The organism is Allonocardiopsis opalescens, from assembly GCF_003002095.1.
Classification (GTDB): domain Bacteria; phylum Actinomycetota; class Actinomycetes; order Streptosporangiales; family Streptosporangiaceae; genus Allonocardiopsis; species Allonocardiopsis opalescens.
This window is the reverse complement of the sequence record NZ_PVZC01000006.1, coordinates 352,035-370,961: the sequence shown is the minus strand read 5'-3', so window position 1 is coordinate 370,961 and position 18,927 is coordinate 352,035. Positions and strand designations below refer to the sequence as shown.

16 protein-coding genes are annotated in these 18,927 nt (G+C 72.3%); 8 read left to right on the top strand and 8 right to left on the bottom strand.

The genetic code is table 11. The features are described 5' to 3' along the window. Positions 1–13: 13 nt before the first annotated feature. The 8 genes from CLV72_RS21230 to CLV72_RS21195 form a co-directional block, all read right to left on the bottom strand. Positions 14–2,008, bottom strand: coding sequence for an APC family permease (locus CLV72_RS21230; protein ID WP_106249218.1), 1,995 nt, complete (start codon positions 2,006–2,008; stop codon positions 14–16). 226 nt (positions 2,009–2,234) lie between these two features. Continuing rightward, positions 2,235–3,260 carry an Lrp/AsnC family transcriptional regulator gene (locus CLV72_RS21225; RefSeq protein ID WP_170141060.1) on the bottom strand — a complete coding sequence of 342 codons (1,026 nt, stop codon included), beginning with the start codon at positions 3,258–3,260 and terminating at the stop codon, positions 2,235–2,237. Positions 3,261–3,268: 8 nt separating this feature from the next. Further along, positions 3,269–4,123 carry an alpha/beta fold hydrolase gene (locus CLV72_RS21220; RefSeq protein WP_106249213.1) on the bottom strand — a complete coding sequence of 285 codons (855 nt, stop codon included), beginning with the start codon at positions 4,121–4,123 and terminating at the stop codon, positions 3,269–3,271. A 53-nt stretch (positions 4,124–4,176) separates the two neighbouring features. Continuing rightward, positions 4,177–5,376, bottom strand: a complete 1,200-nt coding sequence (locus CLV72_RS21215; RefSeq protein WP_106249210.1) for a M24 family metallopeptidase — start codon at positions 5,374–5,376, stop codon at positions 4,177–4,179. A gap of 2 nt (positions 5,377–5,378) precedes the next feature. Next, positions 5,379–6,254: an ABC transporter permease gene (locus CLV72_RS21210; RefSeq protein WP_106249208.1), complete on the bottom strand. Its 876-nt coding sequence runs from the start codon at positions 6,252–6,254 to the stop codon at positions 5,379–5,381. Further along, positions 6,251–7,216, bottom strand: a complete 966-nt coding sequence (locus CLV72_RS21205) for an ABC transporter permease (RefSeq protein ID WP_245930342.1) — start codon at positions 7,214–7,216, stop codon at positions 6,251–6,253. The genes CLV72_RS21210 and CLV72_RS21205 overlap by 4 nt, the downstream gene beginning before the upstream one ends. A 216-nt stretch (positions 7,217–7,432) precedes the next feature. Continuing rightward, complete coding sequence (locus CLV72_RS21200; protein ID WP_211303007.1) at positions 7,433–9,007, bottom strand: ABC transporter substrate-binding protein; 1,575 nt, start codon at positions 9,005–9,007, stop codon at positions 7,433–7,435. Further along, positions 9,007–10,215 carry a dipeptidase gene (locus CLV72_RS21195; protein ID WP_106249206.1) on the bottom strand — a complete coding sequence of 403 codons (1,209 nt, stop codon included), beginning with the start codon at positions 10,213–10,215 and terminating at the stop codon, positions 9,007–9,009. Before CLV72_RS21195 ends, CLV72_RS21200 begins: the two co-directional genes overlap by 1 nt. Positions 10,216–10,525: 310 nt before the next feature. Here CLV72_RS21195 and CLV72_RS21190 point away from each other — a divergent pair, with 310 nt between their 5' ends. The 8 genes from CLV72_RS21190 to CLV72_RS21155 all read left to right on the top strand — a co-directional run bounded on the left by CLV72_RS21190 (position 10,526) and on the right by CLV72_RS21155 (position 18,886). Next, on the top strand, positions 10,526–11,572 hold the full coding sequence (locus CLV72_RS21190) for an ABC transporter ATP-binding protein (protein ID WP_245930341.1): 1,047 nt from the start codon (positions 10,526–10,528) through the stop codon (positions 11,570–11,572). A 77-nt stretch (positions 11,573–11,649) separates the two neighbouring features. Continuing rightward, on the top strand, positions 11,650–12,678 hold the full coding sequence (locus tag CLV72_RS21185) for an ABC transporter ATP-binding protein (RefSeq protein WP_342755681.1): 1,029 nt from the start codon (positions 11,650–11,652) through the stop codon (positions 12,676–12,678). A 185-nt stretch (positions 12,679–12,863) separates the two neighbouring features. Then, the gene (locus CLV72_RS21180) at positions 12,864–13,703 is read left to right on the top strand and encodes a hypothetical protein (protein WP_146159510.1); all 840 of its coding nucleotides are present in this window, start codon (positions 12,864–12,866) and stop codon (positions 13,701–13,703) included. A gap of 7 nt (positions 13,704–13,710) precedes the next feature. Continuing rightward, positions 13,711–14,052: a hypothetical protein gene (locus tag CLV72_RS21175; protein ID WP_106249197.1), complete on the top strand. Its 342-nt coding sequence runs from the start codon at positions 13,711–13,713 to the stop codon at positions 14,050–14,052. A 50-nt stretch (positions 14,053–14,102) separates the two neighbouring features. Continuing rightward, on the top strand, positions 14,103–14,882 hold the full coding sequence (locus CLV72_RS21170) for a GntR family transcriptional regulator (RefSeq protein WP_106249194.1): 780 nt from the start codon (positions 14,103–14,105) through the stop codon (positions 14,880–14,882). Between the two features lie 310 nt (positions 14,883–15,192). Then, complete coding sequence (locus tag CLV72_RS21165) at positions 15,193–16,221, top strand: ABC transporter substrate-binding protein (protein ID WP_106249627.1); 1,029 nt, start codon at positions 15,193–15,195, stop codon at positions 16,219–16,221. Beyond that, on the top strand, positions 16,218–17,792 hold the full coding sequence (locus CLV72_RS21160; protein WP_211303005.1) for a sugar ABC transporter ATP-binding protein: 1,575 nt from the start codon (positions 16,218–16,220) through the stop codon (positions 17,790–17,792). The genes CLV72_RS21165 and CLV72_RS21160 overlap by 4 nt, the downstream gene beginning before the upstream one ends. Before the next feature lie 2 nt (positions 17,793–17,794). Next, positions 17,795–18,886, top strand: coding sequence for an ABC transporter permease (locus tag CLV72_RS21155; RefSeq protein ID WP_211303004.1), 1,092 nt, complete (start codon positions 17,795–17,797; stop codon positions 18,884–18,886). Positions 18,887–18,927 lie beyond the last annotated feature (41 nt).

The following is an 18,927-nucleotide window of genomic DNA, read 5'->3' as shown; positions in this document are numbered from 1 at the left end:
GGTAGAGCTGGGGTCACCCCACATGGATGTGCGGCCGCCGGATCGGGTCCGGTTCGGCCTCGCGCAGCACCTCGCGGGTGACCGGCGCGGTGTCGCCCTCGCCGAAGAGGACGTAGCGGCCGGCGTTGAGCAGCGGGTGCATCTCGGTCCAGCCGAAGTAGCAGTGCGGTGTGCAGCCGGTGCGGTCGCGCAGCGCCAGCACGATCGCGGCGAGCGCGTTGGGCACCACCGGGCTGTGCGCGCGCAGCACCCGGTGGCCGCCGATCTCGTGGCCGCTCACCCGCAGCTCGCTGCTGAACTCCGAGGGATCGCTCACGGTGATCTCCACGAACAGCACCTGGGCGTCGCCGGGGATCGGCTGGATGCCGCGCTGCTCCTTCTCCTTGGCGTGGTACTCGGCTGCGTCGCCGGCCTGCCGCTTGTTGGCGATGATGTGCAGGCCGTCCCGGCAGCGCGCCTCGGCGATGAACCGCCGCGCCGCGGCGTCGAACTCGATCCGCTCGGCGCGCAGCTCGGTGCTGCGCATCACCCGGGAGACCAGCGAGATCACCACGATGGCGGCGACGAAGGCCAGCGAGATGAGGATCCCGTCGGGCTTGGCCACCACGTTGGCGACCAGCGCGTAGCCGAAGACCAGTGTGACGACGCCGAATCCGGCCCTCGCCCGGTGCCGCCGCCGGCGGTGCGCGGCCAGGGTGACGGCGAGCGCGGCCGAGACCATCATCGCCAGGATCCCGGTGGCGTAGGCGCCGGACTGGGCGGTGACGTCGGCGTCGAAGGCGATCGTGATCATGATGGTGACCGCGGTGTAGACCAGCACCACCGGCCGGACCGCCTGCCCCCAGGCCGGCGCCATGCCGTACCTGGGCAGGTAGCGGGGGACGATGTTGATCAGCCCGGCCAGCGCGGAGGCGCCGGCGAACCACAGGATCAGGATGGTGCTGATGTCGTAGAGGGTGCCGAAGCCGGTGCCCAGGTAGCCGTGGGCCAGATAGGCGAGCGCCCGGCCCTCCGCTGCGCCGCCCGGGGCGAACTCCTCCGCCGGGATCAGCACCGCGGTGACGAAGGTCGTGGCCAGCAGGTAGCCGCTCATGATCACGGCGGCGGTGGTCAGCATCCGGCGGCCGCGCACCACCCGGTCGCGCAGCCGCTCGGCCTCGGTGCGCCCCGTCGAACGCACCAGCGGCATCATGCTGGCGCCCGTCTCGAAGCCGGACAGGCCGAGCACCAGCAGTGGGAAGGCCAGCAGCGCGGTGCCCGCCACGGCCGACGGGCCACCCACCTGGGTGACCGCCTCCCACCAGCCGCCCAGCACCACCGGATCGGCCGCCACGTGCACCAGGGCCGCGCCGACGACCACCGCGTTCAACAGCAGGAAGACCGCGACCAGCGGGATCGCGATGCTCACCGCCTCGCTGAAGCCGGCCAGGAACACGGCGCCCAGCACCAGCAGCAGCACGATCGTGATCGGCACGTGCTGGTGGCGCAGCGCCTCGGGCACGATCGGGTTCTCCACGATGTGCGCGGTGGCGTCGGCCGCCGACAGGGTGATGGTGATGACCCAGGAGGTGGTGACGAAGCCGAGCAGGCAGAGCACGAAGAACTTGCCCCACCACTTCGGCAGCAGGTGCTCCAGCATGGCCACCGAGCCCTGGCCGTGCGGGCTCTCCGCCACCACCCTGCGGTACATCGGCAGCATCCCGGCCAGAGTGAGCGCGACGATCAGCAGGGTGGCGATCGGGGAGAGCGCCCCGGCCGCCAGCGCGGCGATCGCGGGCAGGTATCCGAGCGTGGAGAAGTAGTCCACGCCCGTCAGGCACATCACCTTCCACCACGGGTGCCGCTCGGCCGTACCGGTGGCGCCGGGGCCGGAGACGGAGTCCACCCGGTGCGCCAGCAGCCAGCCGGCGGCCCTGCCGGGCCGGCGCGGCCCGGCGGTGCCGGCCGGGCCGACCGTGTCGCGCTGACGGACGTGCCCGCTGGGCGCGCCGTCGGTGTCCGTCGCCATGTGTCCTCGCTCCTCGCCGGGTGCGCTCCCTGCCGATGGGCAGGAAGCCCCGTGCATGCAAACGCCGCGAGAAGGCGATCACCAGCCCAAAGCGCCGGTCTTGGCGCTTTCTTAGCGTCCGGGAGGCGAGTCCGGGCAGGTCGTTAGCATGTTCTTAGCGGCCGGACCCCACGGCCCCGCGGGGGCGCACCGGCCACCACAGCGCCCACAGGAGCCGCTCTCGCCGTCAGGCGTCCCGTGCCGAAGGCGGTAGAGCGGAGATTCGGCGCTCAAGGGCATCCTCCGCCGTGATCTGCTCGTGCGCCCACGGCAGGGTGACGAAGCCGCGTTTGACCATCAGCAGCTGCACATTGGCGCTCCAGGCCCGCACTCCCGGGATCTCGGCGAGCGTCTCGGTGGTGAACCGGTAGATGTCGGCGTTGTCGGGGACCACGACCTCGCACATCAGCGAGGACTCGCCGAGGGTGGCGGCGACGTAGCGGACCCGGCGGTCGTCGGCCAGCCGGGTGGCGACCCGGCGCATCTGGGCGGGCTCGACCTCCAGCCAGAACAGCACCTCGGTGTCGAAGCCCATCGCGGCCGCGGGGACCAGCGTGATCATGGTGACCATGCCCTGGCCACGCAGCGTCTCGAATCGGCGCCGCACGGTCCGCTCGCTGACCCCGAATCGGGCCGCGATGGACTGGAAGCTGGCCCGACCGTCCTCGCTGAGTACGTCGATGATGCCCCGGTCGATCGCGTCCAGGGCCGCGTCCGGCGGCGGCGTGGGGCGCACGACCGGCTCGGTGTTCTCGTCGAGCAGCCGGGCACTCCAGTCCTGGCTGGTCTTGAAGATGCGCAGTACCAGGTCGGCCTGGCTGCGCAGGATGCCATCGACGTCATTGTGCAGGTTCACGATGACCTGGTGCACCGGGGTGGACTTCGGGATCACCAGCTCGGCGACCAGGTCGCAGCCGCCGGACACGACGGCCACGAAGCGCACCTCGGCCGCCTTGGCCAGCTGGGCCGCGGCGCGCAGCTGGGTGCCCGGCGTGCAGTGCAACCGCACCAGGAACAGGCTGACCGGCCCGTACAGCTCCTCGTGCGGTACACAGGCGACCCTGACGATCCCATCGCCGAACAGCTGCTGGGCCCGCCGCGCCACCGTGGTGGTAGAGCTGCCGACCGTGGCCGCGATCTCGGTCCAGCTGGCACGCCCGTCGGCCTGCAGCGCAGCGATGATCTGCTGGTCGAGGTGGTCCAGAGCATTCACGGGCAGCATCATGCCGTGCCCGGGGCGCCGGGCGCAGCCGCGGCGAGGAAGTCCCTGACCGTCCGCTGGAACAGCGGCGCCTCCTCGATCTGCGGCGAGTGCCCGGACTTCTCGAAGACCACCAGGCGCGCGCCGGGGATGAGGCCCGCGATGGTCTCGCTGCACGACACCGGGGTGATCCAGTCGTGCCGGCCGACGGTGACCAGCGTGGGGGCGGTGATGCCCGGCAGCTTGTCCTTGATGTCGTAGTTCGGCTGGTTCACCGCGAAGGCGAAGTTGTGGGTGCGGTACCGGTACGGAGTCGCGTCCACCCGCTGCTGTACGACCGCGGGATCGTAGTCGTGGTCGTACAGCGGCAGGATCTCCCGCCAGCAGTCGCGCAGGTCGTCGTCGTCGCGGACCCGGCCCGCCATGATCCGGTCCAGCTTCTCGCGGTCGATGTCCACCCGCGAGGAGGCCAGCGCGTTCTTGATCGCCAGGTCCTGGTTGGCGTTGTCGGCCGCGGTGTCGCGCAGCACCAGCGCCCGCACCCGCTCCGGGTAGCGGATGGCGTACTCCATCGCGATGAAGCCGCCGTAGGAGCCGCCGGCCATCACCACCTGGTCGACGCCGAGCCACTGGCGCAGCCCGTCGACGTCGGCGGCCCACTGCTCGTGGGTGTAGGGCTCCTCGCCGCCGCTGGCGCCCGAGCCGCGGGCGTCGAAGACGACCACGCGGTAGCGGTCGGCCAGCGGCCCGAAGGACGCCCTGGGTTCGGCCAGCGAGCCCAAACCGGGCGCGCCGTGGTGCGCGATCAGCACCGGGGCGTCCTCGGCGCCCAGCACCTCGACATTGAGCCTGTTGCCGTTGATCTGCACGAACATGGTGATCCTCTCCGTTTCGGGGGGCCGCGGGGGTCCGGGGGCGGGGACCCCGCTCAGGCGGCGATGACGACGTCGTCGAGGGCGCGCGGGTAGGCGGTGAGCCGGCGCGGGCCCTCCTCGGTGACGACGACGGTGTCGGAGATGCGGTAGCCGGCGTGCCCGGGAACGTAGACGCCCGGCTCGCTGGACAGCACCATCCCGGGCCGCAGCTCGGTGCGGTCGCCGTCCTCGATCCACGGCGGCTCGTGGAAGCCGAGCCCGATGCCGTGGCCCTGGCGGTGGCGCAGGTACTCGCCGAGCCCGGCGGCGCGGATGACGTCCAGGCAGCGGGCGTTGGCCTCGGCGGCGGGCGTGCCGGCGCAAAGCGCCTTGGTTCCGGTCTCCTGCGCCTCCCTGACCACCTCGTACAGGCGCCGCTGCCGCTCGTCGGGCTCGCCGATGAAGAAGGTGCGCTCGCTCTCCACGAAGCGCCCGCCGACGGCGGCGCCCAGCGAGAGCATGAAGGACTCGCCGCGGCGCAGCCGGTCGCCGCCGGGCAGCCGGTGCGGCTGCGCGGAGTTCGCGCCGCCGTACACCAGGCCGCCGGTGAGCATCGGGACCACCACCACGTCGGTGTGCTCGGCGTACATCAGCCGGCTGCCGTGCTCGATGACGTGCCCGGCCAGCTCCGCCTCGGTGGGCAGCGCGCCCCCGGAGGCCAGCGCCTCGCGGACGGCCGCCACCCCGGCGCGCAGCATCTCGTCGGCGATCCTGGCCGCCTCGGCGTGCAGCGCCAGCTCCTCGGCGGTCTTGACCTGCCGCTCCCGGCCGACGATGTCGCTCATCTCCCACCGGGTGGTGGAGAAGGCGGTGTTGAGCGCGACCACCCGCTCGGCGCGGGTGGACGGCGCGTACCCGGCGGTGCGCGGCAGGCTCTGCTCGGCCAGCACGGCCTCGGCCAGCACCGCGAAGGGCGAGGTGGTGCCCGGGTACTCGAAGTAGCTCACCAGCTGGACCGCGACCGCCTGCGCCTGCGCGTACTCGCGGTCCAGCTCGGGCAGCAGCAGCAGCAGCGGGTCGCCGTCGAGCGGCAGGTAGCAGGCGACCGGCCGCTCGTTGGGGAAGTGGGTGAAGCCGGTCAGGTACGCCACGTCCAGAGGGTCGTCCAGCACCAGCGCCTCCAGACCGGCGTCGGCCATGGCCGCGCGCACGCGGGACCCCACCTGGTCGTAGAAGGCGGCCGGCAGCCGCTGGGAGAAGGCCGTTGACGTCATTGTCACCTCGTACGTGGATTGCGGGCGTCGTTGTAGGCGACCGAGACGAGCGTGGTGGCCACCACGAGCAGCAGGATCGCCAAAGAGGGGAACAGGGTGGACCACCAGGCCGTCGCCAGCGATCCGGACTGCTGGGCGCGGTGGAGGATCGTCCCCCACGACCAGGTGTTGGGGTCGCCCAGCCCCAGGAAGGACAGCCCGGCCTCCGACAGGACCGCGCGCGAGGTGGTCAGCACGACGGAGATCGCCACCACCGGCGCCACTCCGGGCAGCACGTGCCGCCGCATGATCCACCACGGCGAGCCGCCGATCACCTTCGCGGCCGACACGTAGGGCAGCGGCACGATGGCCATCGCGGCCGAGCGGACCAGCCGGGCCACCTCGGGCCAGCTGAAGATCGCGATGACCACCACCAGGGTGGTGACGCTCGGCCCGGCCAGCGCGGCGATCAGGATCATCAGCGGCAGCACCGGCAGCGACAGGAACAGGTCGATCACGATGCCCAGCAGGGTGTCCAGGGCGCGGAAGTAGGCGGCCAGCACGCCGACCAGCAGCCCGATCACGATGGCCAGCAGCGCGGCCGCCAGCCCGATGGTCATGCTGATCCGGGTGCCCCACACCACCTGCGCGAAGACGTCCTGGCCGACGTCGTCGGTGCCGAACCAGTGCGCGGCGCTCGGCGGGCTGAGGATCTCGTGGCCGTAGCCGCGCGGGTACTCGGCGATCAGCGGGGCGGCCAGCGCCACCAGGATCAGCGCGAGCAGGAGTACGGCCGAGCCCATGCCCAGCGGGTTGCGCCGGAAGGCGCGCCAGGTGCGGCTGGACGAGGTCAGCTCGTCGGCCGCGGTGGCGACCTCCGCTGCGGGAGAGGGGTTCATGATGTCCGCACCCGTGGGTCGAGGAGTCCGTAGACGATGTCGGTGATGAGGTTGGCGACCACCACGGCCACCGCGAGGAGCACGAAGGCGCCCTGGAGGACCGGGAAGTCGAGCTGGCCCACCGACTCGTACACCGCCCGGCCGATGCCGGGATAGGCGTAGATGGTCTCGGTGAGCACCGCGCCACCGACAAGTGTGCCAAGCTGCAGGCCGACGAGTGTGGTGGTCGGCAGCAAGGCGTTGCGCAGAGCGTGCTTCCACACCACCGCGCGGGGCGAGACACCCTTCGCCTTGGCCAGCGCCACGTAGTCCTCGCCCAGCACCTCGATCAGCGAGGAGCGCATCGCGAGCACGTAGGAGCCGAGCTGGATGAAGACCAGCGACAGGCACGGCAGCACCAGGTGGTGCAGCATGCTCAGCGTGGCGGCGAAGCCGGTGGCGTCGGGGTCCACGGCGCCGCCGATCGGGAACCAGCCGAAGACCACGCCGAAGACGTACAGCAGCAGGATGCCGACGCTGGGCACGAACAGCGACTGGGCGGTGATGCCGCCGATCTGGATGGCGCGGTCGGCGAAGCCCTTGGCGCGGGTGGCGGCGTACACGCCCAGCGGCACGCCCAGCACGACCGTCACCAGGATCGCGGCGCCGGTGAGGATGAGCGTCCAGGGCAGCCGCTGCATCAGCACCTCGGTGACCGGCAGCGACTGGCGGAAGGACACGCCCATGTTGCCCTGGAGGAGCTGGCCCAGGTAGCCGACGTACTGCACCGAGAGCGGCTGGTCGAGGCCGAAGTCGGCGAGCAGCTTCTGGCGCAGCGCCTCGGTCATCGTCGGGTCGGCGACGGCGAGCACCGGGTCGCCCGGCAGCAGCCGGAGCAGGAAGAAGGTCACGGTGACCGCGAACCAGATGGTGAGCAGGCCGCGCAGCACGCGCAGCCCGATGAAGCGCAGGCCGGCGATCACGGCACCTCCTGGCGGCCGGCCGCGGCGGCGGCCCGGCGGGGCGGGGCGGACGGGCGGTGGTGCGCCTCGCACGGGGGACGAGGCGCACCACCGGTGGGGGCGGTATCGGTCATGGTTCGGCTGTCGTGTCCAGATGCGGTTCGGGGGCGGCCGGTGCGGTGGCGGTGCGCGGCCGCCGGGCGGGGAGGGTGGAGGGTCCGCCCGGCGGCCGCGGGCTCAGCCGGCCGGCCGCACCTGCGAGAGCGACAGCGGGTGGACGATGCCGAGCAGTTCGCTGGGCACCGGCTGGAACCCGGTCCAGTCCGAGGAGTAGGCGATGTTGAAGGTCTCCACGTACAGGACGTTGTCGTAGACCTGGTCGTGGATGATCCTGGCCGCCTCCTGGGTGGGCTCCAGCGCCTCCTCGACGGTCAGCGCCTCGTTGGCCTCCTGGATCAGCGCGTCGAGCTCCGGGTCGGACACGTTGGCGTAGTTGATGAAGCCGTCCGTCCCGAAGGCCAGCGCGAAGTTGGCCGGAGGGTTGTCCATCACCGCCCACGACCCGGCGTAGATGTCGAAGTCGCGCTCGTCGGCGTGGGAGATGTAGGTGTTGCGCTCCAGCCCCTGGAGGTTGATGGTGATGCCCGCCTCGGCGGCGGAGTCGCGCACCAGCGGCGCCCACCGGGAGATGTTGGCGTCGGCCTGGTCGTAGATCATGTCCAGGCTGAGGTCGGTGACGCCCGCCTCCTCCAGCAGCCGCCGCGCCTCGGCGGGGTCGTAGGGGTACTCCTGGATGCTGTCGTCGTACCACTCGGTCAGCGTCGGGGTGAGCGTGCTGCCGCCGGTGGACTCGGCGAAGCCCTGGAGCGCCACCTCGCGGATGGCCTCGTAGTCGACGGAGTGCGCCAGCGCCCGACGGACGCGGACGTCGTCCAGCGGCTCGCGCTCCATGTTGTACTGCAGGTGCGCCCAGCCGAGCGAGGGCACCTGGGCCAGTTCGATGCCCTCGGCGTCCTGCAGGCTGACCGCCGTGGAGGGCGGCAGCACGTTGCCGATCACGTCGACCTCGCCGTTGCGCAGCGCCAGCACCTCGGTGTTGACGTCGGGGTAGATCTGGAAGACCACCTCGTCGACGGCCGGGGTGCCCTCGGGCGCCAGCGGGAAGTTCTCCACCCGCTCCATCACGTAGCGCTGGCCGCGGTCGGCCTCGGTGAGCACGTAGGGGCCGGCGCTGACCCAGTCGGAGTCGTTGGCGAACTCCTGCACGCTCTCGGCCTGCGAGAAGACGTGCTCGGGCACGATGGGCATCCAGAAGCCGACGCTGTCCAGGAAGGTGCCGTCGGGGCGGGACAGGTTGAAGCGCACCTCGGTGTCGGAGACGGCCTCGGCCGACTCCAGGGCGGTGATCAGGCCCGCCACGACGCCGAACTGCTCCTCGGCGACGGCGTTGATGGTGAACACCACGTCGTCGGCGGTCACCGGCTCGCCGTCGGTCCAGGTCATGTCGTCGCGGATGGTCACCGTCGCCTCGGTGCCGTCCTCGTTGTAGCCCCACTCGGTGGCCAGGTACGGGATGCGCTGGCCCTCGGCGTCGATCTGGGTGAGGTGCGGGTACATCAGGTTGGTGACCCACGAGTCGGTGCGGCTGTTGCCGACCAGCGGGTTGAAGTTCACCACGTCGGTGGTGGTGGCGATGGTCAGCCGCTCGGCGTCGCCGCCACCGCCGGCCTCCGGCGTCGACGGGACGCACGCCGACAGGGTCAGCGCGGCGAGTGCCCCCGCGGCCAGCGCGGCGGACAGGGAACGGCGCATCAGTACCACACTTCCTCTAGCACCCGGAGCACATTGCCGCCGAGCACCTTTCCGATCTCGTCGTCCGAGTAGCCGTGGCTCACCAGCCAGCCGGTGATGTTCCAGAACTCCTCGGTGGGGTTCTCCAGCCCGTCCACGTAGGGGACCCTGGGGTAGGAGGTCTCGCCGTGCGCCTCGTTCAGGGAGAGGTGCTCGGCGAAGGTGTCGTGCAGTCCCACGTGGTCGCCGTAGAGCGTGTCCGGCCCGAAGGCGACATGGTCGATGCCGACCAGGTCGACGCAGTACTTGAAATGGTCCATGACTGATTCAAGCGAATGCCGGGGGTGGTCCGGGCTCAAAGTCGTGTGCGGGGCGGCCTCCAGGCCGATCACACCGCCGCGCTCGGCCGCCGCCTTGATCACCGAGTCCGGCTTCATCCGCTTGGTCGGCCAGACCGAGCGGGCGCCCGCGTGGGTGATCAGGATCGGCCGCTCGGAGTGCGCGATGGTGTCCAGCGAGGTCTGGTCGCCGGAGTGCGAGACGTCGATGGCGATGCCCAGCTTGTTCATCCGGCGCACCGCGCGCCGGCCGAACAGGGTGAGGCCGCCGTCGCCGTCCTCCTTCAGGCCGCTGCCGAGGGTGTTGGCCTCGCTGTAGGCGATGCCCATCTGCCGCACGCCGAAGCCGTAGAGGATGTCGATCCGGTCCAGCTCGTTCTCGATCGGCGTGGCCGCCTCCATCGAGATCACCAGGCCGAGCCGGCCGTCGGCCTTGGCGCGGGCGATGTCGGCGTAGCGGTCGATGACGGTGATGTAGTCCTGGTGGGCCAGGTCGGAGCGGCGCATCCCGATGTCGGCGATGACGTCGGTCCACTTCCAGCCCATCTGGCTGGTGACGCAGCAGGTACCGTCCATCATGTTGTCGAACAGGATGGTGATGCCGGATCTGGAGAGTCCGGCGTAGCCGGTGTGGTGCCGGGCGGTGCGGTTGTAGTCGACGGTCTCGCCGATGTTCTCCGGGAAGACGGTGGGGTGGTCGTGCAGAGAGACGACGATGTTGTCGTCGAGCAGACGCCGGACCCGGGCGGCCTGCTCGTCGCTGAGTTGCAGCCCCTGGTAGGCGGGGACGCGGTCGAACTCGGGCGCGAGCGCGAATACGCGGTAGTCGGCGCCGGCCTCCAGGTACTCGTAGGACCGGTAGCCGGTGTAGCTCTTGGCGGGTTCGAGCACGACCCGTTCCCCTTCCCAGCTCCGTGATTCACGGAACGTAACATCACTCATGGCTGTGTGACACATGTGTTTCGGCGATGCTTTCCCAAGGTTTCCGGACGGGAAGAACCGGCGTCCGGAGTGGGATGCGCGTTGATCTCCGGCAGACTAAAGTCAAGTATTGAAGGATACGGTCATGGCTGTCAAGATCAACGGTAGAATTCGGCTTGGGAGCTTTGCGGGGTGGGTGGAATCGGCGCCGATCGGGCCCACCGGCTGCTCCCCTGATGGCCGAACCAGTCAATGACCAGCGGAAACGGAAGGAGGCGCCGTGAACGAGCCGGTGAACGGTCCGGCGCCGAGCGATACGCCGGCGCTCCGCGTGCGCGACCTGAACGTCAGGTTCACCACCGAGCGCGGTGAGATCCCGGCGGTGCGCGGCGTCGACCTGACCGTGCGGCGCGGGCAGCTGCTCGCACTGCTCGGCGAGTCGGGCTCGGGCAAGTCCGTCACGGCTCGCGCGGTGATGGGCCTGCTCGACCAGCCCAACGTACACGTCAGCGCCGCGGCGATCGACGTCGCGGGCCGCGAGCTGACCGCCATGCGCGCCGCCGAGCGGCGGCGGCTGCGCGGCGACGCGATGACCCTGGTGTTCCAGGACGCGCTGTCCGCGCTGAACCCGGTGCTCAGCATCGGCGACCAGCTCGGCGAGCTGTTCCGGGTGCACCGCGGCGCCTCGCGGCGGGCCGCGCGGGCCCGCGCGGTCGAACTGCTCGACCTGGTCGGCATCCCGGCGCCCGAGCGGCGGGTGCGCGACTACCCGCACCAGTTCTCCGGCGGTATGCGGCAGCGCATCCTGGTCGCGATGGCCGTCGCGCTGGAGCCCGAGCTGCTGATCGCCGACGAGCCGACGACCGCGCTCGACGTCACCGTGCAGGCCCAGATCCTGCGGCTGCTCGACCGGCTCCGCCGCGAGCTGGGGATGGCGGTGCTGCTGATCACCCACGACCTCGGCGTCGCCGCCGAGGTCGCCGACGACGTCGCCGTCATGTACGCGGGCCGGATCGTGGAGGAGGCGCCGGTCGGCCGGCTCTTCGCCGCCCCCGCCCACCCCTACACCCAGGCGCTGCTGGGCTCCATCCCGCGGCTGGACGGCCCGCGCGAGGCGCTGGCCGCCATCGAGGGCAGCCCGCCCAACCCCGCCCGCCTGCCCCCGGGCTGCTCCTTCAACCCGCGCTGCCGCTACGCCACCGACATCTGCCGCGCCGAGCGCCCGCTGCTGCTCCCCGTCCCGGCGGCCCTCGCCGGACCGGCCGAGCGCACCCGCACCGCCGCCTGCCACCACACCGAGGAGGTGCTCCGTGCCGCCGTCGGCTGAGGGGGCGCCGCCCTCGCGGGAGTACGTCCGAGGACCGGTCCCTGCCGCCGGTCGCGATCACACCGAGGAGGTCCGCCGTGCCGCCGTCCGTTGAGACGCAGCCGGTCCCGGCGCCCAACGGGCCGGCGGGACCGGTCCTGAGCGTCACCGACGTGCACAAGAGCTACCGCGCCGGGCTGCTGTCCAGCGCCCGGGTGCGGGCCGTCGACGGCGTGAGCCTGGAGCTGGCGCCCGGCGAGACGCTGGGCATCGTGGGGGAGTCCGGCAGCGGCAAGTCCACCCTCGCCCGGATGCTCGTCGGCCTGGAGCGCCCCGACTCCGGCAGTGTGCTCTTCCGCGGCCGCCCCGTCGCGCAGGGGCGCGGCGCGGCCGGCCGGGCCACGCGCCGCAGCGTGCAGATGGTGTTCCAGGACCCGCTGACCTCGCTGAACCCGCGCATGACCGTCCTGGACATCATCGCCGAGCCCCTGGACGTGCACGGACTCGCCTCCGGGCGCGCCGCGCGCAGAGCCCGGGTGGAGGAGCTGCTCGGGCTCGTCGGCCTGGCAGCCGACATGGCGCAGCGCTTCCCGCACGAGTTCTCCGGCGGCCAGCGGCAGCGCATCGGCATCGCCCGCGCGCTGGCCACCGAGCCCGACGTGCTCGTCTGCGACGAACCCGTCTCCGCGCTCGACATGTCCGTGCAGGCCCAGGTGGTGAACCTCTTCGCCGACCTCCAGCGCCGCCTCGGCGTCTCCCTGGTGTTCATCGCGCACGACCTCGCCGTCGTCCGCCACGTGTCGCACCGCGTCGCCGTCATGTACCTGGGGCGCATCGCCGAGGTCGGCCCGGCCGACCGCGTCTACACCGAGCCCGCCCACCCCTACACCCAGGCCCTGCTCGCCGCCGCCCCCGTCCCCGAGCCCGCGGCCCGCGACCGCGAGCGCATCGAGCTGAAGGGCGACCCGCCCAGCCCGCTGAACCCCCCGTCCGGCTGCCCCTTCCACACCCGCTGCCACCTCGCCCAGGACGTCTGCACCACCACCGTCCCACCCCTCGCCGGCCCCAAGCCCGACCCCGCCGGCCCCCACCGCTCCGCCTGCCACTTCTCCTTCGACCGGCCGTAGCGGCCGCGGGCGCCGGCGGGACGGATTTCGCGATCCCGCCGCGCCGCCGCCCGCCTCCGGCGAGGATGGAGCCGCGCGGCGCGAGCGGTGGAGGCGGCATGCGGTTCGAGCGACCCGGCGGGACGGGCGAGTCCCGCCCCGACAGCCCGAGCCCGGTCGATCGGACGGCCAGGGCCGGGCAGCGGATGGACGAAGCCGCGGCGGCCTGGCGGGAGGCCCAGGCGGCCCGGGACGCCTACCGGGGCGACGGCACCGGATTCGACCTCGCCGCACCGCTGCCCGCCCTGGACGGGGGCGACGACACCACACCGTGGGACGAACTCGCGGCCTTCCGCGCGGCGGACGCCAACCTCCCGCCGGTCCCGGCGGGCGACGCCCCCGGCTACATCGCGAGCGCCCCGGCGGACCGCCCGTGGCTGCTCTCCGCCAAGGACTCCCATCCCGCCATCCAGTACGTGTTCGCCGCCCTCGACGGCGGCGCCGGCCATCCCACCGAGCGCCACGAGGGCTGGCTCACCGCCGACCAGCTCATCCGCCGCGTGACGCGGCTGGAGGATCCGGCGCAGTTGGACGCGGCCGCTCGTGCTCGTGCCGTCGACGCGTACACGGGCCGCCGTCACGGCTGTGGGCCGTACGCGACCCGCTTCGTCGGACCCGACGTGTTCGCGACGGCGGTCGTGCGGGCCGTCGGACATCCGAAGACACGCGGCGTCCTCGACGGGACCTATGACCCGAGCGATCCTGCCCGGCCGATCAAACTGCCGATCAGCGATCTACTGGGACCCGACGGTCACCGGTTCTGCGAGGGATACGCCATTGATCCGGTGAACGGATCGGTCGCCGACGCCATCAGGCTCCGACGGCAGTGGGTGGTCGCACGAGCCGGTGCGCCGCAGGCGACCACCGCGCCGACGGCGAGCCCGATCGGCGGTTTCGAAGGCGGAACAGTGAGCATCGCCTTCAAGCCCACGGTCGATGGCCGGCGTAATCAGCTGGCGACCATGTTCGTCAATCCCAGACAGTAGGAGTGAAATGGCGACCTTGGACTACTGGCGCGACGATCCCGACGCGCCCTTCGCCGAACTGCTCGCGGTGCTGGAGACCTTCTACCACCCCGAACTCAACGAGGCCAACGGCCCGGAAGCGCTGAGCCGCCTGGTACATCGGGTCGAGAGCGAGGGATTCACCAGCGCCCACCACGATGTCCCGAGGTTCCTGGCGGAGCTGCGTACCGCCCTGAGCGACCCCGGGCGGCTTCCGGACGGGCAGTTGTGCAAGGCCACCTACTACGACGAGGAGCCTGACGACGCCGCCTTCCTCGAACGCGTGTGGCGTGACATCTATCCGGGGCGCCCGCTGCCGTCGGACGGGTGACGCGTCCGCGCGTGAGCAGGGGAGGGGATTGCTCATTATCCTCTGCTGACATGACGACAATTGACCGCTCGTCGCCGATGCCCTTCTACCACCAGCTCAAAGAGCTGCTGCTGGCGGAGATCGAGCGGAAGGGGCTGCGGCCGGGGGACCGGATCCCGGGCGATCACGAACTGTGCCTGACCTACGGGGTGTCGCGGACGGTGGTGCGGCAGGCGCTGGCGGAGCTGGAGTTCGCGGGGGTCGTCGAGCGGGTGAAGGGGCGGGGCACCTTCGTGGCGCGGCCGAAGGTGACCGAGGGGCTGGCGCAGTCGCTGACGGGGCTGTTCGAGGACGCGGCGGCGCGCGGCTCGCACCTGCGCAGCGAGGTGCGGGCGCTGGAGGAGCGGCCGGCCGAGATCCAGGTGGCGCACGACCTGGGGGTGGCGCCGGGGCATCCGGTGGTCTTCCTGGAGCGGCTGCGGTTCATCGACGACGTGCCCTGGGCGCACACCTTCACCTACGTCCCGGCCGAGCTGGCGCCGGGGCTGCTGGCGGAGGACTTCACCGAGGCGTCGCTGTACCACCTGCTGGAGCGCAGGTACGGGGTGGTGCTGGCCCGCGCCCGCCGCACGATCGAGGCGGCGGTGGCCAATGCCGAGCTGGCGCGCAACCTGGACATCCGGGTCGGGGACCCGGTGCTGGTGCTGCGCAGCGTCTGCGTCGACGGCGACGGGCGCCCGGTCGAGCACTTCGTCGCCTTCCACCGCGGCGACCGCAGCCGGATGGAGGTCGACCTCACCCGCAGCCCGCGCCGGGCGTCCCGCAGCCCGCTGATGGTCGTCACCGACTGAGGCGCGGGGCGCGGCCCCGCCTCGGCGCCGTGCGGCGGGCGGGGGCGAGGGCCGGGACGCGACACCCCGGCCGGCTGCCGCCGATGCCCACCCCTGACCGGCGCGGACCGGGCGGAATGCGATCGGCCGCACCCATTGCCCACTTGTCATGACAGGACTACACTCGCGGAAACCTCGGCGTCATCGAGGGGAGACCTGAGCGCTCCCCGCGGGCGCGGGCGGGCACCCACAAGGCCGGCTACCGGCTCTGCCCGCTCCGGCCGTTCGGCGGTGCCGGCGGTGCGGGCAGCGCGGGCTGATGGGAGTGACCATGCGGCGACTCAAGTACGTGTCGATGGGGCTGGCGGGCCTCATCGCGCTGGCGGCGCTGGCCGTCGGCATGATCGGCGGGCGGCTGGTGTTCGGCGGCGAGGCCGCCGGGGAGGCGCGCGAGGCCGAGACGGCCGGGCTGCGCATCGACGTCATCGTCAAGGCGACGGACTCCGACTTCTGGCAGTCGATGCTGGCCGGGGCCGAGCAGGCCGGCGCCGACCTGGGCGCCGACGTGCATCTCACCGGGCCCACCTCGGAGGCCGACATCGAGGAGCAGGTCAGCCTGCTGGAGGACTCCATCACCCGCGGCGTCGACGCGATCGTGCTGGCACCCAACTCCTCGACCGCGCTGGACGGCACCATCGACCGCGCCCGCGAGGCCGGCATCCCGGTGATCATCGCGGACAACGCGGTGGAGACCGATCACGACGGCTTCATCGGCACCGACAACATCAGGGCGGGCGAGCAGGCCGGCGAGCGGATGTGCGAACTGCTCACCGAGCAGGGCGACGAGGACGGCCAGGTGCTGCACGAGTCCGGCGCCTCCGGCCAGCAGGTGCTGATCGACCGCTTCGAGGGCTTCGAGGCCGGGCTCACCACCGCCTGCCCCGACGCCGAGGTCGTGCAGACCCTCGTCAACGAGAACGACATCAACACCGCGGTGACCGACGTCGCGGGCGCGCTCAACGCCAACCGCGACATCGCCGGGGTCTTCGCCGACAACAACACCTCGGGCACCGGCGCGGCCCAGGCCGTCGCCGAGTCCGGCCGCGCCGACGAGTTGGCCGTGGTCGCCTTCGACTCCGACCCGGCCGAGGTCGACGCCGTCCGCAGCGGCGACATCGACGCGATCATGGTGCAGAACCCGGTGTTCTTCGGCTACCAGGGGGTCGTCGAGGCCGCCATGGTCGTGCAGGGGCGGCAGCCGCCGGGCCGCCTCGACCCGGGCGCGGTCATCGTCGACTCCGGCAATGTGGACGACCCCGAGCTTCAGTCGCTGCTCGACCCCCCGCTGGCGTCGGAGTGAGCGCGGCGGCGGCCGCGGCGGCGGCGCACACCCCCGGACCCGCGGCCGAACTGACCGGGGTCTCCAAGAGCTACGGGCCCGTCGCGGCGCTGCGCCGGGTCGACCTGCGGCTGCTGCCCGGCGAGGTGCACTGCCTGGCCGGGGAGAACGGCGCCGGCAAGTCCACGCTGATCAGGATCCTGGCCGGCGCCGAGCAGCGCGACGGCGGCACCTACACCGTGGCCGGCCGCCCGGTGCCCGAGGCGGCCGGCCCGGCGCGGGCACGGCGGTCGGGCGTCGGTGTCGTGTACCAGGAGCTGAGCCTGCTGCCGCACCTGTCGGTCGCCGACAACCTGCTGATGGGGCGGCTGCCCAATGTGCGCGGCCTGCTCCGGCCCCGCCGCCAGGCCGAACTGGCCCGCGCGGCGCTGCGCCGGGTCGGCCTGGACGGCGTCGACCCGGACACCCCCGTGGAGGAGCTGCCCACCGCCACCCGGCAGCTGGTGGAGATCGCACGCGTGCTCGACCAGGACGCGCGGGTCATCGTCTTCGACGAGCCGACCACGGCCCTGGCCGAGCACGAGACGGAGCGGCTGCTGGAGCGGATCCGCGAGCTGGCCGGGCGCGGCATCGCGGTGCTGTACGTGACTCACCGGATCGAGGAGATGTTCGCGATCGGCCACCGGGTCACCGTGCTGCGCGACGGGGAGCGGGCCGCCTGCCGCCCCATCGGGGAGTTCACCCCCGACAGCCTGGTCGAGTCGATGGTGGGCCGCCCGATCGACCGGCTCTACCCCGACAGCGGACGGCGCCGCCCCGACGCCGCTCCGCTGCTGGAGGTCACCGGCCTGCGCGCCCCGGCCTTCCCCGAGCCGGTCGACTTCTCGGTCGCGGCCGGGGAGATCGTCGGTCTGGCCGGGCTGATGGGCTCGGGCCGCTCGGAGCTGGTGCGGGCCGTCTTCGGCGCCGACCGCGTCACCGGCGGCACCGTGCGGGTCGGCGGGGTGCCCGTCCCGCCGAACTCGCCGCGCGCCGCCGCCGCCCGCGGCCTCGGCCTGCTGACGGAGGACCGCAAGGAGGCCGGGCTGCTGCCCGAACTCTCCATCCAGGAGAACATCGCCATCGCCGGCTACGCGCGGGGCGGCCGGGGCCGGCTGCTGTCGCCCGCGCGGACGCGCCGGCACGCCGCCGGCGCCATCGAAGGACTGGGCCTGAAGTACCGCGACCTCGCCGACCCGGCGAGCGCGCTGTCCGGCGGCAACCAGCAGAAGATGCTGCTGGCCCGCTGGCTGGCGCTGGACGCCAGGGTGCTGCTGCTGGACGAGCCGACCAAGGGCGTGGACGTCGGCGCCAAAGCCGACATCTACCGCATCATCGCCGACCTGGCCGCCTCGGGGAAGGCCGTGGTCGTCGTCTCCTCCTACCTCCCCGAACTGCTCGGACTCTGCGACCGCATCGCGGTGCTGCGGCACGGCCGCATCGTCGCCGACCTCAGCGCCGCCGGCACGTCCGAAGCGGAGATCGCCCGACACGCCAGCCTGGACGGCGGCGCGGACCCAGGGACGCACCCGTCCCCGGACGGCAAGGAGTGATCATGGCCGCCGAAACCGGCACCGGCCCCGGCGCCCAGCCGGCCACGGAGAAGAGGGAACCGGGCCCGGACGAGATCCTGACAGCGCGCGACCTGCTCGGACGCGGCCTCAACGGCATCCCGGTGCTCATCGTCCTGGTCGTCGCGCTCTCGCTGGCCACCGACAGCTTCCTGACGCTGAACAACCTCGACAACCTCGCCCGGCAGATGTCGATCTACGCGATCATCGCCATGGGGCAGCTGCTGGTCATCCTGACCCGGGGCATCGACCTGTCGGTCGGCTCGGTGGTCGGCCTGTCCGGGGTGATCGCGGCCATCACCGTCTTCGAGACCTCCGGCGGGCTGCCCGTGGTCTGGGCGGTGGTGCTGGCGCTGCTGGTCAGCGCGGCCGTCGGCGCCGTCAACGGGCTGCTGGTGGCGGTGCTGAAGATGCCGCCCTTCATCGTCACGCTCGGCTTCATGGGCATCGCCCGCGGCCTGACCCTGCTGCTGTCGGGCGGCCGCACCGTCCAGCCGCTGCCCGAGGAGTTCTCGGCCATCGCCAACGGCTCGATCCTGGGCATCACCAACCTGTTCTGGGTCACCCTGGTGGTCCTGGTGGTGCTCAGCTTCGCGCTGCACCGCACGGTCTGGGGCCGCTACGTCTACGCGGTGGGCTCCAGCCCCGAGTCCGCCCGGCTGGCCGGCGTGCCGGTGAACGCGGTCCAGATCAGCGTGTTCACCCTGTCGGGCCTGCTCGCCGGCGTCGCGGGCGTCCTGCTGGCCTCGCGGCTGTCCAACGGAGTGCCGACGGCGGGCACCAGCTACGAGCTGGACGCCATCGCGGCCTGCGTGATCGGCGGCGCCAGCCTGTTCGGCGCGCGCGGCACCGCGCTCGGCGCCTTCCTGGGCGCGCTCATCGTCGGCATCCTCAACAACGGCGGCACGCTGCTGGGCATCGACCCCTTCTACCTGCAGATCGCGATCGGCGCGCTGATCCTGGTGGCCGTCGCGATGGACCAGCTCCAGGCCATCCGCGCCCGCAACCGGCCCGATCCCGATCCCGAGCAGGGCCCTGGCGCGGACCCGCCGGGGGCGGAGGCGGCCGCGCGGTAGGCGCCCGGCGAGACACCACGACCCACCCCCGCCCCCGGACC

Excerpts from the sequence above, each read along its gene's own strand:
- CLV72_RS21200 (WP_211303007.1), bottom strand. The coding sequence starts at position 9,007 with ATGCGCCGTTCCCTGTCCGCCGCGCTGGCCGCGGGGGCACTCGCCGCG.
- CLV72_RS21230 (WP_106249218.1), bottom strand. The coding sequence starts at position 2,008 with ATGGCGACGGACACCGACGGCGCGCCCAGCGGGCACGTCCGTCAGCGC.
- CLV72_RS21155 (WP_211303004.1), top strand. The coding sequence starts at position 17,795 with ATGGCCGCCGAAACCGGCACCGGCCCCGGCGCCCAGCCGGCCACGGAG.
- CLV72_RS21175 (WP_106249197.1), top strand. The coding sequence starts at position 13,711 with ATGGCGACCTTGGACTACTGGCGCGACGATCCCGACGCGCCCTTCGCC.
- CLV72_RS21165 (WP_106249627.1), top strand. The coding sequence starts at position 15,193 with ATGCGGCGACTCAAGTACGTGTCGATGGGGCTGGCGGGCCTCATCGCG.
- CLV72_RS21170 (WP_106249194.1), top strand. The coding sequence starts at position 14,103 with ATGACGACAATTGACCGCTCGTCGCCGATGCCCTTCTACCACCAGCTC.
- CLV72_RS21180 (WP_146159510.1), top strand. The coding sequence starts at position 12,864 with ATGGACGAAGCCGCGGCGGCCTGGCGGGAGGCCCAGGCGGCCCGGGAC.
- CLV72_RS21220 (WP_106249213.1), bottom strand. The coding sequence starts at position 4,123 with ATGTTCGTGCAGATCAACGGCAACAGGCTCAATGTCGAGGTGCTGGGC.
- CLV72_RS21215 (WP_106249210.1), bottom strand. The coding sequence starts at position 5,376 with ATGACGTCAACGGCCTTCTCCCAGCGGCTGCCGGCCGCCTTCTACGAC.
- CLV72_RS21210 (WP_106249208.1), bottom strand. The coding sequence starts at position 6,254 with ATGAACCCCTCTCCCGCAGCGGAGGTCGCCACCGCGGCCGACGAGCTG.